Genomic DNA, 15,573 nt, shown 5'->3' on the forward strand with positions numbered 1-15,573 from the left:
CTGGAGTCTCGCCTGAGCGAGGCCATGGCTTGCCTGTTGGGCTTCGCTACGCTCAACCCAACCTACGAATGAACGTCCGTAGGTTGGATTGAGACAGCTCCATCGTCGAAGCCCAACGGCTACGCGAATGGCGGGCTTCGCTGCATCCAGCTCGGCCCGACAAGCCTTCAACCGATGGTCATCAGACTGGCATTGCCACCAGCCGCTGCCGTATTCACGCTCAGGGCGCGCTCGATGAGCAGGCGTTCCAGCGGAATGGCGGTTTCGCCACGGGCCAGGCCCTGGACACCGACGATGGGACCACTGCGCTTGGCCACCTGCTGGCAGACCTGACGCAACTGATCGGAATCGCCATGGTGCAGGACCGCTTCGAAGGCGACCTCGTCCTTGCGCCAGTCGGCCGCTACCTGCACCCGCGAGCGTACAGCCTGTGGTAGGCGGTTCAGGGTGGCCTTGTGGGCCTCCTCGATCAGGGCCGTGCTGCCCACCGCCATGACCGCTGCCAGTTGCAGCAGCAGATCGCTGTCGTCCGCCGCCAGGCACAGCACCCGGCTGCGTGGCAGCAGGCTGTAGCTGTTGCGCTCGCCAGTCGGACCCGGTAGCAGGCGGGTCAGGCCGCTCAGGGATTCTTCGGCGAATCTCAGGCAGGCCTGCTCCAGCTCGCCCAGGCCTTGCTGCCTGGCCCAGTCGTGCAGGGCGCCCAGCGGATTGCCGGCCTGCTGGCGCAGGGCATCGCGCACCTGCCATTCGGTCTCGCCGGTGCTGCCCTTGGCCAGGGCGACGGCGGGATCGCCATCCGGACGGGTGCTGAGCAGGCGATAGAGGTAGAGCGGACCGCCCGCCTTGGGACCGGTGCCCGAGAGGCCTTCGCCGCCGAAGGGCTGCACCCCGACCACCGCGCCGACCATGTTGCGGTTGACGTAGAGGTTGCCGGCATGGGCACGCTCGATCACCTTGGCGATGGTCTCGTCGATGCGGGTGTGGACGCCAAAGGTCAGGCCGTAGCCGGTGGCATTGATCTGGTCGATGACCTTGTCCAAATCCTTGCGACCATAGCGCACCACGTGCAGCACCGGCCCGAAGACCTCGCGACCCAGTTCGGCCAGGCTCTCCAGCTCGATCAGGGTGGGCATGACGAAGGTGCCGCGGTGAATGGCGTCGCCTTCGACGCGACCGCCCTGGTGCACCCGGCGACCTTTGCCTCTCAGGGTCTGGATGTGCTTGTCGATGGTGGCCTTGGCCTCGCCGTCGATCACCGGGCCGATGTCGATGGCCAGGTTCTCCGGGTTGCCCAGGCGGCATTCGGCCATGGCGCCCTTGAGCATTTCCAGCACGCGATCGGCCACGTCGTCCTGTACGCAGAGCACGCGCAGGGCCGAACAGCGCTGACCGGCGCTGTCGAAGGCGGAGGCGACCACGTCGGTCACCACCTGCTCGGCCAGCGCCGAGGAGTCGACGATCATGGCGTTCTGGCCACCGGTCTCGGCGATCAGCGGGATCGGCCGGCCCTGGGCGTCCAGGCGTCCGGCGATGTTGCGCGCCAGGATCTGGGCCACCTCGGTGGAGCCGGTGAACATCACGCCCTTGACCCGCACATCGTTGACCAGGGCGGCGCCGATGGTGGAGCCCTCGCCTGGCAGCAATTGCAGCACGCCCTCGGGGATACCGGCCTCCAGCAACAGGCGCACGGCCTGGGCGGCGATCAGCGGGGTCTGCTCGGCCGGTTTGGCCAGCACGGTGTTGCCGGCGGCCAGGGCCGCGGCGATCTGGCCGCTGAAGATGGCCAGGGGGAAGTTCCAGGGGCTGATGCAGACCACCGGACCCAGGGGGCGATGGCTGTCGTTGGCGAAGTCACGGCGCACCAGGGCGGCGTAGTAGCGCAGGAAATCCACCGCCTCGCGCACCTCGGCGATGGCGTTGGCGTAGGTCTTGCCGGCTTCGCGCACCAGGAGGCCCATCAATGGTTGCAGCTGCGCCTCCATCAGTTCGGCGGCGCGATCCAGGGCCGCGGCGCGCTGCTCGGGCGGGGTGGATTGCCAGATGGGCGCGGCGGCCAGGGCCTCTTCCAGGGCGATGTCGACATCGGCGCGGGTGGCGTTGCTGACCTGGCCGACGCGATCGCGGCGATCGGCCGGATTGAGCACCGGCTGCGCAATCGACGGCTCGCTGGCGCGACCCAGCAGCGGACGGGCTTCCCAGGCGGTGTTGCCACTGGCCAGCAGCGCGGCCGACAGCGAACCCAGGCGGTGCTCGCTGGACAGGTCCAGGCCGCTGGAATTGCAGCGCTCGGCACCGTACAGGGCACTCGGATGGGGAATGCGCGGATGCGGCAGGCCGATGCCGCCCTCGCTGGTGGACTGCTGCTCGATCTGCACCACCGGATCGGCTACCAGCTCGTCGAGGGAGATGGAGTGGTCGGCGATGCGGTTGACGAAGGAGGTGTTGGCACCGTTTTCCAGGAGACGGCGGACCAGATAGGCCAGCAGCGTCTCGTGGGTGCCCACCGGGGCATAGATGCGGCACGGCCGCGCCAGCTTGCCGTCCTTGACGCTGCCCACCACCTGCTCGTACAGCGGCTCGCCCATGCCGTGCAGGCACTGGAATTCGTACTGGCCGGGGTAGTAGTTCTGCCCGCCGAGCTGGTAGATGGCCGCCAGGGTGTGGGCGTTGTGGGTGGCGAATTGCGGGTAGATGGCTTCCGGCGCGGCCAGCAGCTTGCGGGCGCAGGCCAGGTAGGCCACGTCGGTGTAGACCTTGCGGGTATAGACCGGATAGCCCTCCAGGCCTTCCACCTGGGCACGCTTGATCTCGCTGTCCCAGTAGGCGCCCTTGACCAGGCGGATCATCAGGCGGCGACGGCTGCGCCGGGCCAGGTCGATCAGGTAGTCGATCACCGGCGGGCAGCGCTTCTGGTAGGCCTGAATGACGAAGCCGATGCCGTTCCAGCCGGCCAGTTGCGGTTCGAAGGACAGGCGCTCCAGCAGATCCAGGGAGATCTCCAGGCGATCGGCTTCCTCGGCGTCGATGTTCAGGCCGATGTCGTAGCGCTTGGCCAGCAGGGTCAGCTCCAGCAGGCGCGGGTAGAGCTCGCTCATCACCCGGTCGTACTGGGCGCGGCTGTAGCGCGGATGCAGCGCCGAGAGCTTGATGGAGATGCCCGGGCCTTCGTAGATGCCGCGACCGTGGGACGCCTTGCCGATGGAGTGGATGGCCTGCTCGTAGGAGGCCAGGTAGCGGCGCGCGTCGGCCTCGGTCAGGGCCGCTTCACCCAGCATGTCGTAACTGTAGCGGAAGCCCTTCGCCTCGAACTTGCTGGCGTTGGCCAGGGCCTCGGCGATGGTCTCGCCGGTGACGAACTGCTCGCCCATCAGGCGCATGGCCATGTCCACGCCCTTGCGGATCACCGGCTCGCCGCTCTTGCCGATGAGGCGATTGAGCGAGCTGGTGAGGCCGGCCTCGTTGTGGGTCGAGACCAGGCGCCCGGTCAGCAGCAGACCCCAGGTGGCGGCATTGACGAACAGCGACGGGCTGTTGCCCAGGTGCGGCTGCCAGTTGCCGGTGCTGATCTTGTCGCGGATCAGGGCATCACGGGTGCCCTTGTCGGGGATGCGCAGCAGGGCTTCGGCCAGGCACATCAGCGCCACGCCCTCCTGGGAGGACAGCGAGAACTCGCGGAGCAGACTCTGCACCATTCCGGAGCGCCCGGTTGCACCCTTGGCGTTACGCAGCTTCTCGGCGATGCGATGAGCCAGTTCGTGGGTAGCCTTGGCCTGGGCCGCGGGCAGGCGCGCCTGTTCCAGCAGCAGCGGCAGCAGCTCTTCTTCCGACCGGCGATAGGCAGCGGTGATGGCCGAGCGCAGCACGGACTGCGGCAGGATGCTCTCGGCGAATTCCAGGAACGGCTGGTAGACCGGATCGGCCAGGGCCTCGACGGCTTCGTTGTCGCCTTCGGCCAGACGCTGGGCGATGCCCTGCAGATCGGCCAGGGTCGCGCCGCTTTCCAGGGTCTCCAGATAGGTATAGATGGCCTGCTTGATCAGCCAGTGGGGCGTCCGATCAATGCGGCGCGCCGCTTCCTTGAGGCGATCGCGGGTGGCTTCGTCGAGCTTTACGCCCAGAGTGGTGGTAGTGGCCATGCGCAGGTCCTCAAGCAAGAAGGCGTCGAAATTCGGCGCAGCTTAGCGCCGCTCGAAAGAAAAGTGCAACCAAGTGCAACCCATGAGGTTCTACCGTCGATCTGGTTGCACCAGCAGGCGGGTAACAGATCGCAAGACTATGCAGAGATCAGGCCAAGGGGTGCGACCAGGTTGAACCCCTGCCACAGGGGAGCCCGCCAGACGAAAAGGGACGACGACAGATCGTTAGCCTGGCAAGTGTTACCTGGCTTCACACCAAGGCGCCGGCTTCAGGCCAGGGATGGAAAGTGCGGCAGCACAAATTCGCCCAGTTCCTGGACCACTTCGCTGGCCGGGCGCCGCGAAGGGCGCAGGTTGAGGGCCAGGTGATTGACCCCCGCCTCCTGCAACTGAGCAAGGTAGTCCACCAGCGCGCGCCGCCCGCAGGACAATCCGGCATGGATGGGCCGTGGCGGCTGGGCCGGATCGCTGGCCAGCTCGAAGAACAGCCCCTGGGCAAAGGGCTTGAACAGCTCGCGCCCACCGATCTCGTCCAGCGCCTCGCGCCAGACCCGCGTCAGGGCCGGGACATGCTCGGCGGGTACGAAGTAGTAGAACCAGCCATCGGCCTTGGCGGCGATCCAGTCCACCGTCTGCCGACTGCGCCCGGTCACCAGCGCCGGGATGCGGCCGTGCACCGGTTTGGGCACCAGATCGGCCAGGCCCTGCAGATCGCCGAAACGGCGAAATTCACCCCGGGGAAAATTGGTCTCGCCGGCCAGCCGGAACATCTCGAAGGCATCGCGGAAGCGCTCGCCTCGCCGCTCGAATTCGCTCTCCAGGCCAAAGGCCGGGTACTCCACCGGACGATCGCCGGAGGCCACGCCCAGCACCAGCCGGCCATCGCTCAACTGGTCGACCGAGGCCGCCATCTTGGCCAGGTGCAGCGGATGGCGCAGGGTGATGACGGCGCTGCCGGTGGCCAGGGTCAGGTGCTGGGTGATGCCCGCCAGGTAGCCGAGATAGGTGAAGGGTTCGAACACCTGGCCGGCATCGTTGAAGCCGGGATCGTAGAAGGGTACGTCGCGCGCCCAGAGCGCCGCGAAGCCCAGCTGGTCGGCCAGCCGCGCCAGGCGGGCATGGTCGCGCAGGGTCGGCATGGGATCGTCGGGATAGCCTTCCAGCGGCAGCAGAAAACCCAGGGTCAGGCGACCGGGCGCGAACAGTCGTGAAAAGCCCGGATGCTGCAGAAAGGCGCGGCGACGCTCCGTGGTGGACATGGGGATTCCTTGCCGGAGAGGGGAAAGCGGATGACCTTTCTATGGAGTCTAGCGGCATTCCAGGGTTCGCCGGACAACCGATGAGGGCGCGAGGCATAGCTCCTCTGCGCCAGGGCCGCACCTGCTGATCGCGAGCGGATGACGAAGCCTCCCGCCACCCCTCCCTGCCGAGTCCGGGCCAGGCCTCTCGATTCCCGCCCTTTGGCTGTATCACTAAAGCATGACTAATAAATAATAACCCATTAAAACGGCACCCCTCGTTCCACCTGGACTTCCTGGCCAAGAATCTACTTCTTCAATAGTCCCGATACCAGGGGCCAGCAAACAGCAAAACCTCTCTTTAAGCCCCTATATAAAGATTAGACTTACCATTATTTAAATGTTGTAAATACCAAACTTTCCCCTATGACCCTCGGCTAGAATCCGACGCCTTCAGCACTCCTCGAACCCCGGAACTTTCCGCCGAACGTTGGGAAATAGCCCCCATGAAAATGAGCAACATGAGTGTTCGTACGAAGCTGTTTTCCGGCTTTACCGTCCTGATCATCCTGACCCTGGCTATCGCCTATGCCGGTTGGAACGGCATCCAGGCCCTGGGCCGACGCGGCAACCTGATCGAACAGTTCAACCAGATCGGGCTCCTTGCCCGCGACATGCGCAATGCGCGCAAGGACTTTGCGATCCTGCCGGAAGCGGACCAGGCCGGTCGCTGGAAAAGCGGCATCGATGCCCTCGAACAGCACTTGCAGGATGCCCGTCCGCTGTTCAAACGCCCGGAGAGCAAAGCGCTGCTGGCCCGCACCGAACAGACCCTCAGGGAATACCGTGACCTCTACCGGCAGACGCTGAAGGTGACCCAGGACCGCACCACCACGCTTCAGGACGTGCGCAACACAGGCGATATGCTGGACAAGCGGTTGCAGGAGGCGTCCGGCGCCCTGAACCGCGCAGGCGATCAGGCCAGCGCCCAGCTGCCTTCCCTGCTGGCGGCGCTGCAGCAGCTGCGGATCCACCTGCACCTCTATGTACTCAAGTCAGCCGGCCCGCAACAGGAAGCCTTGCAAGCGTCCCTGGACAGGGTCGGCGAGGTACTCAAGACCCTGCCTTCGACCCCGGAATTGCAGCAGCTGCCAGGGCTCCTTGACGAGTATCAGCGCCAGGTCCAACAGCTGTTCAGTATCCAGAAGGCGTACCAGGAGGTTAATCAGGGCCTCTACCAGCATATCCAGGTGCTGCTCAAGACCTCCGACGAAATGAAACAGATACAAAGCCAGTTCCGCCTCGACGATATCCGGGGGGCCAAGCTGATGCTCTTTGGCGGGCTGCTGCTGGCGATACTGCTCAGCCTGATCGCGGCCTGGATCATTACCCGCTCCATCGTGACGCCGCTGCGCCAGACCCTGGCGACCGTGGAGCAACTCGCCGCCGGCGACCTGACCGTGCAGATCGAGGCAGCGCGCAGGGACGAACTCGGCCAGCTGCAGGCGGCCATGCACCGCATGATCGTCAATCTGAGCGACCTGATCCGCGAGCAGAAGGATGGCGTCATCCAGGTCGCCAGTGCCGCCGAAGAACTCTCCGCCATCACCGAGCAGACGCGCGCTGGCGCCTCGGCGCAGAAGATGGAGACCGAGCAGATCGCCACCGCCATGCAGCAGATGAGCGCCACCATCAATGAGGTGGCGCGCAATGCCGAACAGGCGTCGACGACCGCCCGCGAGGCCACCCTCAAGACCCGCGAGGGCGACGAGATGGTCAATCAGGTCGCCACTCAGATCCAGACCCTGGCCCAGGAAGTGGACAGCACCCAGGCCACCATGGAGTTGCTCAGGCAGGATGCCGACCGCATCGGCGGCGTGCTGGACGTGATCAAGGCGGTCGCCGAGCAGACCAACCTGCTGGCGCTCAACGCCGCCATCGAGGCCGCTCGCGCCGGTGAGGCCGGACGCGGCTTCGCCGTGGTCGCCGACGAGGTGCGCGGCCTGGCGCAGCGTACGCGCTCCTCCACCGACGAGATCGCCAGCCTCATCACCCGGCTGCATGGCAGCACCGACAAGATGAGCGCCGCCCTGGACCGCAATATCCAGCTGACCGGTGACAGCGTCGACCTGACCCGCCAGGCGGGCGTGGTCCTGGGCAGCGTCAGCAGTGCGGTGAGCGAGATCGAGGCCATGAACGAGCAGATCGCCACCGCGGTCGAGCAGCAGAGCGCGGCCAGTGAAAACATCGGTCGCAGCGTGGTCAAGGTCCACGAAGTCGCCGACCAGACCGCAGCCGCCACCGAGAAAACCGCCGGTTCCAGCACCGAGCTGGCCAACCTGAGCCTGCAGCTGCAAGAGCTGACGTCGCGCTTCAGGGTCTGATACCTGTTCGGCCCCCGTTCCGCCGAACTTCCGGCCTGCTCTCGTCGCGGACAGAAGCCCCCGGGCGTTGCTGCCCCGGGGCTCGTTCAGGCCTGACGCCCAAGGGCGTCTTCCCCCTGCACTTCGACGACCCTCCAACCAGGCACAAACCTGAAGCGGAAAAATTCCTGTTAGTGGGTGAAAGATCCCTTGCGAAGTTAGGCGGGTAATAAATTCTCCACCCCGAGCGAAGTTCATCAGCGTCTGGGCGAAGAAAATCTTCAATAGTCATAAACTTGAAACAAAGACTCCAGGATCCACCTTCTTTTTATTATCGGTTGAACGATATCTCTTATCTCAACAGATAGTTCCACCTGGAGCCAAGGTGTTTGTCACCGAACCGCTCGTGCGTTCCTGCACAGGCCTTTCCCTGCACTCCAGCGGCAAGACCCGGCGTGTTGCCAAGTTCCTGGCAATGAACGCCTTCCCAGCGCCGCTGCTGCTCAACCCGGGCCGTCGTTCAGGCGATCGGTCCGTACCTGCAATCGCGGCCAGCGCTCCAGCCAGCCCTTGGTCATGAGCCGCTGGCGAAAGGCTTCCGGCCGGGGCCGCCAGGAATTGGGCGTGAGATGCAAGGCCAGGAGCCCTTCCTGGGCGAAGGGACTGACGACTTCGAGCTCACCTTCGGCGGTCAGGCGCGCGGCCAGGGCCGTTTCCACCTCGGGCCAATGGGCCATGGCATCCCGGCAGTCGCGATAAGGGCGATCGTCATTGCGCAGATGCATCCGCGCCTGATTCTTCACCGACCAGGGCCAACCCGGCGCCTGCACCGCTAACAGCGCTTCGATCGCCCTGTCCCGCTCGGGTCGACAGTCGGTCGCGTCGAAATGGATGACATCCAGGTCCGCCAGCGGCGTCGATTCGGCATGGCCATGCAGTCGATCCCAGACCAGGTTGCGCACGAAGCCTGCAGCCAGCCAGGCGTGGGGCAGCTGCAGGTCGGCGAGGGCGCGCAGCAGGCGCAGACGCTCGGCATCGGCCTGCAACCAGGACTCGATCTGGGAAAACACGGGGGTCATGTCAGGACTGGTCAGTCTGGAAATCCCGAAGATGACCGCCTGCACCGCCTTTCGCAACGCCCATCGCCAACAATCGCAATAACGTTTGGCCGTCTTAAGTTTTACCGGCAGATGTCGAAAATGTGACGGCTTCGCTAAATCACGTTTGCGAGGCCAACAGGAGGTGGTGACCGGTCAGGACATGACCCTTGGCAAGCCCTCGCTCGAAAAGAGAGTGCCGCCCCTCGCCGCTTGCTACTGCCCATGCTTCCCGAGGTGTAGATGTTTCGTAACCTGTCGCTGACGCTCAAGCTGTCGCTGCTGCCGGCTGCCGCTCTGCTGGGCCTGCTGCTTTACGTGGCCTATACCTCCGCTCAGCTGGCTGGCAACGATCAACGCCTGGACCAGCTGGAAAACCACAGCTATCCGCTGCTGGAGAAGGCCGACGCGGTGCTCTTCCAGTTTTCCCGCCTGCCCGGGCTGTTCAACAGCGCCGTGACCGCCAGTGAGCTGGAAACCCTGGGCGAGGCGCGCAAGGTGGTCGACGACATCGACAGCCGCCTGCAGGAAATGGCCGACCTCACCCGCCAGACCTCGGCGCGCAACGATGAGATCTCCGGTTGGCGCCAGGGCATCCATCGCTATGCGGACAACGCCCTGAGCGCCTCCGAACAGCTGATCAAGGGCAGCGGTTCCTTCGATTCCCTGCGGCCCAATCTGGACCGCATGGCCACGGATCTCGCCGCCGCCCAGCAGCTGGGCACCACCCTGCGCAGCCATGCCTATACCGACTTCCAGCAGACCCTGGCCCAGGCCCGCGACCAGAATGCCGACACCACCCGGGTCGGCATCTGGCTGAGTCTGCTGCTGGTGGTGATCCTGGCTGGCGCCGCCGTGCTGACCATCCGCAGCGTGCTCGGCAGCGTGCGCGAGGTGATCACCTCGCTGCGCGCCATCGCCGAGGGCGACGGCGACCTCACCCGTCGCCTGCAGGTCGGCTCGCGGGACGAGATCGGCCAGATGACCGCGCTGTTCAACGTCTTTCTCGATCAGTTGCAGGGCACCATCAAGGCCATCGTCGATGCCGCCCACCCGCTGGGTCAGGTGTCCGGCGAGCTCTACAGACTCACCCAGACGGTGGAGAACAACGCCCGTTCCCAGCAGGGTCACACCGAGTCCATCGGTCGTGACATCCAGACCATGAACACCAACCTGCACGAGGTGGCCGACCGCTCGCGCGAGGCCGCCGACCAGGCCTCCGCCGCGGCCGAGCAGTCCGCCGCCGCCCGCACCAGCATCGGCCAGCTGTCGCGCAACATGGGCGAACTGGACGACAGCGTGCGCCAGTCGGCCGAGTCCATGCAGCAGCTGGAACAGGAAACCCGCCAGGTCGGCCTGGTGCTGGACGTGATCAAGTCCATCGCCGAGCAGACCAATCTGCTGGCGCTCAACGCCGCCATCGAGGCCGCGCGCGCCGGCGAACAGGGCCGCGGCTTTGCCGTGGTGGCCGACGAGGTGCGCAATCTGGCGCAGAAGACCGCGCGCTCCACCGCCGAGATCCAGCAGATCATCGAACGCCTGCAGGGCAACGCCCAGCGCGTGCTACAGGCCATGCAGGGCAGCCATACCCAGGCGCAGGTCAGTGCCAGCAGCTCCCAGGCCGCCACCGCGATGCTCGAAGGCATCGCCCAGGCCGTGGCGCGCATCAACGACTACAACGCTCAGATCGCCCTGCTCACCGGCGAGCAGCTGAGTCTTTCCGATTCGATCAGCAGCGACACCCGCCGCCTGCAGACCGATACCCAGTCCAGTGCGGACAGCACCACCGCCACCGCCCGCATGGGCGAGCAGCTGGTGGTGGTCGACACCGATCTCCGCCAGGCGACCTCGCGCTTCCGCATCTAGCTAGCCCTCTACCGACTTTCCCTATACCGAGATACCTCTAGGAGCATTTCCATGGCTTTTGCACGTCTGCTCGCCTTCGGCGCGGCCCTCACCTGCGCGGGATCCGCGCTCGCCCTCGATCAGGGTGACTACCGCTTCAACGGCTTCGGCACCGCCGGCATCACCCACCTGGGCGGCGAAGACGACGGCCGCAGCTTCGGCATCAACGGCCAGACCAACGATCACTGGCGGGGCGATCAGCTGAGCAAGCTGGGCGGCCAGTTCCAGTACGGCCTGACCGACAAGCTGGACGCCACGGTGCAGGTCACCGCCAAGGCCGAGCAGGACCAGTGGAAGGCCAACCTGGAATGGGCCTATCTGGCCTTCCACGCCACCGACAACCTGACCTTCCGCGCCGGCCGCCTGCGCACGCCGGTGTTCATGTATTCCGAGACCCTGGACGTGGGTATCACCTACCCCTGGCTGCGCCTGCCCGACGAGGTCTACAGCCAGGTGCAGGTCTCCAACTACGAAGGCGCCGACGCCCTCTGGAGTCTGCCGGTCGCCTTCGGCACCCTGAACGTCCAGGTGAGCGGGGGCCAGGCGGTCAATCGCAACTACTTCGTCAACGATGATCTCTACGACATCGACTACAAGCGCATCGCCGCCGCCAACGTCAGCCTGGCGACCAACGAATACGGCACCGTGCGCCTGGCCTACACCGAATCGAGCATCGACCTGCACTACCCGTTGCTGACCCTGGACGACCAGAAGGGCAAGTTCACCTCGCTCGGCTACCAGTACGACAACGGCACCTGGCTGACCGGCAACGAATGGACCCGTCGCGTCATCGAGGGCGACAACCAGGGCAGCAGCAACGCCTTCTACCTGATGGCCGGTCGCCGCTTCGGTGACTTCCTGGCCCACGTGACCTACGCCCAGCTGGACGAAGAACGCGCCGGTCGCCAGAGCTCCTGGACCTATGGCCTGAACTACAACATCACCCCCAGCCTGGTGCTCAAGAGCGAATACAAGCGCGTCGACACCACCGGCGGCTACAACGGCACCTTCGTCAAAACCGACAGCGAGAGCATCGCCAACGCCGTCTACGACCGCAGCGGTGGTCGCTTCGGCGCGCCGGCGCGCAACTTCGACGGTGACATCGTCAGCATCGGCCTCGACTTCATCTTCTAAGGAATCCGCCCATGAGTTCTCTCCGCCTGCTCACCGGCGCCGCCCTGCTGTTCAGCGTCGGTCTGGTCCACGCCGACGTCGCCGTGATCGTCAATCCGGCCGCGGCCAAGACACCCGGCCAGGATGAAGTGGCCAACATCTTCCTCGGCAAGGACAAGTCGCTGAAGGGCGTCGACCAGAAGGACTGGTCGGCCACCAAGGAGACCTTCTATGCCAAGGTCGCCAACAAGAACGAAGCCCAGCTGAAGTCCTACTGGTCGGGCCTGGTGTTCACCGGCAAGGGCCAGCCGCTGCCCAGCGTGGCCGGCGACGCCGCCGTGGTCGCCCAGGTAGCCGGCGAAGCCGACGCCATCGGCTACGTGGACAAGGCCGCGGTCACCGACAAGGTGAAGGTCCTCTTCACCCTGCAGTGATAGTCGCACCATGAAAAAAGCCGTCTCGCGACGGCTTTTTTCATTTCCGGGAAGGCCTCAGGCCACCGAGGCGATACGGTTGCCGGCGCTGGCCTTCTCGACCTTGATGGCGACGAACTTGGAGGTCGGGGTGAAGCTGCCCTCGCCGTAGCTCTCCAGGGGCACCAGCGGATTGGTCTCCGGGTAGTAGCCGGCGGCCTGGCCGACCGGGATGTCGAACGGCAGCGCGGTGAAGCCGCGGACCCGGCGCTCGATGCCGTCGTCCCACAGGGCGACCAGATCCACCTTCTCGCCGGCGGCCACGCCCAGCCGATCCAGATCGGCCTGGTTGACGAAGACCACGTCGCGCTGGCCCTTCACACCGCGATAGCGGTCGTCGAGGCTGTAGATGGTGGTGTTGTACTGGTCGTGGGATCTCATCGTCTGCAGGATCAGATCCGGCTTGATGCCCTGGCGGCGGACCGCGTCCGGCAGCAGGTCATGCAGCAGCGCATTGGCGGCGAAATTGGCCTTGCCGGTGGCGGTGTTCCACTCCCGGCGCCCGGCCTTGTTGCCCAGGTAGAAGCCACCGGGCGCGGCTAGCCGGGCATTGAAGTCCTGGAAGCCGGGGATGACGTCGGCGATCAGGTCGCGGATGCGGTCGTAGTCCTCGATCAGCCAGTCCCAGTCCACCGGATGGTTGCCCAGCACGGCCTTGGCCAGCCCGGCGACGATGGCCGGTTCGGACTTCATCTGCGTCGACAGCGGCCGCAGGATGCCGGCCGAGGCATGCACCATGCTGAAGCTGTCTTCCACGGTGATGGCCTGCTTGCCGCCCTTCTGCACGTCCGTCTCGGTGCGCCCCAGGCACGGCAGGATCAGCGCCTGCTGACCGGTCACCAGGTGGCTGCGGTTGAGCTTGGTGGCGATGTGCACGGTCAGCCGGCACTTGCGCAGCGCCTTGTGGGTGCGCGGGGTGTCCGGGGTGGCCTGGGCGAAGTTGCCGCCCAGGGCGATGAACACCTTGGCCTGCCCCTGCTCCATGGCGGCGATGGCCTCCACAGTGTTGTGCCCACGGTTGCGCGGCGGCTCGAAGGCGAAGCGCTTGGCCAGGGCATCGCTGAGCCAGGCCGGGGCCTTCTCGTCGATGCCCATGGTGCGGTCGCCCTGGACGTTGCTGTGGCCGCGCACCGGGCAAAGACCGGCGCCGGGTCGGCCGATGTGGCCGCAGAGCAGCTGCAGGTTGGCGATCTCCTGCACCGTGGCCACCGAGTGGCGGTGCTGGGTGATGCCCATGGCCCAGCAGATGATGACCTTCTCGGCGCGGGCATACATGCGCGCGGCCTGCTCGATCTCATGCAGCGACAGCCCCGACTGACGTTCGATCAGCTCCCAGGAGGTGGCGTCGACCTGGGCCAGGTAGTCGTCCATGCCGAGGGTATGGGCGGCGATGAATTCATGGTCGAAGACGCGCTTGCCACCCTTGGCGGCGGCTTCGCGCTCCCACTGCAGGAGGTACTTGGCGATACCCCGCAGCGCCGCCATGTCACCGCCCAGAGCCGGACGGAAATAGGCGGTGTTGGTCGGCCGCGAGTCGTTGGTGAGCATCTCCAACGGATTCTGCGGATGCTGGAAGCGCTCCAGGCCACGCTCCTTGAGCGGGTTGAAGCAGACCACCTGGGCACCGCGCTTCACCGCGTTGCGCAGGGTCTCGATCATGCGCGGATGGTTGGTGCCCGGGTTCTGGCCGATGACGAAGATGGCATCGGCCTCGTCCAGGTCGTGATAGGTCACGGTGCCCTTGCCGACGCCGATGCTGCGGCCCAGGCCGACGCCGCTGGCCTCGTGGCACATGTTCGAGCAGTCGGGGAAATTGTTGGTGCCATAGGCGCGTACGAACAGCTGGTAGAGGAAGGCCGCCTCGTTGCTGGCGCGGCCCGAGGTGTAGAACTCGGCTTCGTCGGGGCTGGCCAGGGCCTTGAGCTCCTTGGCGATCAGCGCGAAGGCGGCGTCCCAGGCGATGGGCACATAGCGATCGGTGGCGGCGTCATAGCGCAGCGGCTCGGTCAGCCGGCCCTGGTATTCGAGCCAGTAGTCGCTCTGCTCCTGCAGCGAGGTCACGCTGTGGCGAGCGAAGAAGGCCGCATCGACACGGCGCTTGGTGGCTTCCCAGTTGACCGCCTTGGCGCCGTTCTCGCAGAACTTCACCAGGCCGTTTTCCGGCGCCTCGCCCCAGGCACAGCCCGGGCAGTCGAAGCCGTGGTCCTGGTTGGTCTTGAGCAGCGTACGCAGATTCTTGAAGGCGTTGCCGCTGTCGAGCCAGAAGTGCACCACGCTCTTCAGGGCGCCCCAGCCGGCGGCGGGGCCTTGATAGGGTTTGAAGGACTGCTGAGGTTTGTTCATGGCGATTCCCGTGGGATCAAGGGGCTACCGGCGCCGGGGCATAGACCCGCGGTGGCGACCGGTGCGGCAGGTGGATCAGATTGAGACGATGGCGGCGCGCCCATTCCACGGCGAGTCCGGTGGGCGCCGACAGGGTAATGAGGGTGGCGAGCCCGGCACGCACCGCCTTGTGGATGAGTTCGAGACTGCAGCGACTGGTGACCACCACGCAGCCCTCGCGCACCGGCTGGCGCTGGCGCAGCAGGGCGCCGATGAGCTTGTCCAGAGCGTTGTGGCGGCCGATGTCTTCGCGGCACAGGGTCAGTTCACCCTGAGCGTCGATGAACAGCGCGGCATGCACCGCCCCGCTGCGTTGCCCGAGATCCTGGGCAGCATCGATCCGCTGGCGCAGGTCATGCAGATGAGCGGCCGGGGGCAACCGCACCTTGCGCAGGCGATCCAGCTGCGGCAGCGCCTGTTCCAGGGCCTCGACCCCGCACAGGCCGCAACCACTGGTCCCGGCCAGCTGGCGGCGCTGCTGCTTGAGCGCCCAGAAGGTGCGGCTGCTGATCTCGACGTCGACATTGAGGGCCTCGCCCACGCGCCGCACCTGGATGCCATAGATGTCGTCGATGGCATCGACGATGCCGGCGCTGAGGCTGAAACCGACCACGTAGTCTTCCACGTCGGCCGGGGTCGCCATCATCACCGCATGGCTGATGCCGTTGTAGGCGATGGCCAGTGCCACCTCTTCGGCCAGCGGCTGTTCGCCCCCTACGGCAGGCTGCTCCAGCTCGGCGAAGGCATAGCCGGCGGGGGGCGCGGCAACGAGGTCTGGCGATTGCTGGGACATAGGCGAAAACGACCTGCGGCGGTTTGACACAGATCAAAGATTAACCAGCACATCCCGGGGCGTCTAATCGCTA

9 protein-coding genes and 1 pseudogene are annotated in these 15,573 nt (G+C 65.8%); 5 read left to right on the plus strand and 5 right to left on the minus strand.

Going from position 1 to position 15,573, the window contains the following annotated elements:
- Positions 1-167: 167 nt before the first annotated feature.
- Both putA and QMX82_RS15535 read right to left on the minus strand, forming a co-directional pair.
- The gene (gene putA, locus QMX82_RS15530) at positions 168-4,136 is read right to left on the minus strand and encodes a trifunctional transcriptional regulator/proline dehydrogenase/L-glutamate gamma-semialdehyde dehydrogenase (RefSeq protein WP_282285142.1); all 3,969 of its coding nucleotides are present in this window, start codon (positions 4,134-4,136) and stop codon (positions 168-170) included.
- Positions 4,137-4,405: 269 nt separating this feature from the next.
- A complete protein-coding gene (locus tag QMX82_RS15535; protein WP_187980921.1) occupies positions 4,406-5,395 on the minus strand; it encodes an LLM class oxidoreductase in 990 nt (329 codons plus the stop codon).
- A gap of 500 nt (positions 5,396-5,895) precedes the next feature.
- Between QMX82_RS15535 and QMX82_RS26055 the strand changes: the two are divergent.
- A pseudogene (locus QMX82_RS26055) lies at positions 5,896-6,900 on the plus strand (methyl-accepting chemotaxis protein); the annotation flags it as partial.
- Positions 6,901-7,044: 144 nt separating this feature from the next.
- Complete coding sequence (locus tag QMX82_RS26060; protein ID WP_442969394.1) at positions 7,045-7,758, plus strand: methyl-accepting chemotaxis protein; 714 nt, start codon at positions 7,045-7,047, stop codon at positions 7,756-7,758.
- 482 nt (positions 7,759-8,240) lie between these two features.
- Here QMX82_RS26060 and QMX82_RS15545 read toward each other — a convergent pair whose 3' ends face one another.
- On the minus strand, positions 8,241-8,816 hold the full coding sequence (locus QMX82_RS15545) for a nucleotidyltransferase family protein (protein WP_282285149.1): 576 nt from the start codon (positions 8,814-8,816) through the stop codon (positions 8,241-8,243).
- A gap of 261 nt (positions 8,817-9,077) precedes the next feature.
- Here QMX82_RS15545 and QMX82_RS15550 point away from each other — a divergent pair, with 261 nt between their 5' ends.
- From QMX82_RS15550 to QMX82_RS15560, 3 genes are read left to right on the plus strand one after another with little or no spacing between them, the layout of a single operon-like run.
- A complete protein-coding gene (locus tag QMX82_RS15550; protein WP_133860493.1) occupies positions 9,078-10,700 on the plus strand; it encodes a methyl-accepting chemotaxis protein in 1,623 nt (540 codons plus the stop codon).
- A 51-nt stretch (positions 10,701-10,751) separates the two neighbouring features.
- A complete protein-coding gene (locus QMX82_RS15555; RefSeq protein ID WP_282285151.1) occupies positions 10,752-11,873 on the plus strand; it encodes a hypothetical protein in 1,122 nt (373 codons plus the stop codon).
- 11 nt (positions 11,874-11,884) lie between these two features.
- Positions 11,885-12,286, plus strand: coding sequence for a phosphate ABC transporter substrate-binding protein (locus tag QMX82_RS15560; RefSeq protein ID WP_282285152.1), 402 nt, complete (start codon positions 11,885-11,887; stop codon positions 12,284-12,286).
- Positions 12,287-12,343: 57 nt separating this feature from the next.
- On the opposite strand, the gene QMX82_RS15565 is transcribed toward QMX82_RS15560, so the two are convergent.
- Complete coding sequence (locus QMX82_RS15565; protein ID WP_208693133.1) at positions 12,344-14,668, minus strand: FdhF/YdeP family oxidoreductase; 2,325 nt, start codon at positions 14,666-14,668, stop codon at positions 12,344-12,346.
- Positions 14,669-14,684: 16 nt separating this feature from the next.
- The gene (gene fdhD, locus QMX82_RS15570; RefSeq protein WP_158890178.1) at positions 14,685-15,500 is read right to left on the minus strand and encodes a formate dehydrogenase accessory sulfurtransferase FdhD; all 816 of its coding nucleotides are present in this window, start codon (positions 15,498-15,500) and stop codon (positions 14,685-14,687) included.
- Positions 15,501-15,573: the final 73 nt, after the last annotated feature.

It is taken from the genome of Pseudomonas sp. PS02302, from assembly GCF_029959585.1.
Taxonomy (GTDB): Bacteria; Pseudomonadota; Gammaproteobacteria; order Pseudomonadales; family Pseudomonadaceae; genus Chryseomonas; species Chryseomonas aestiva.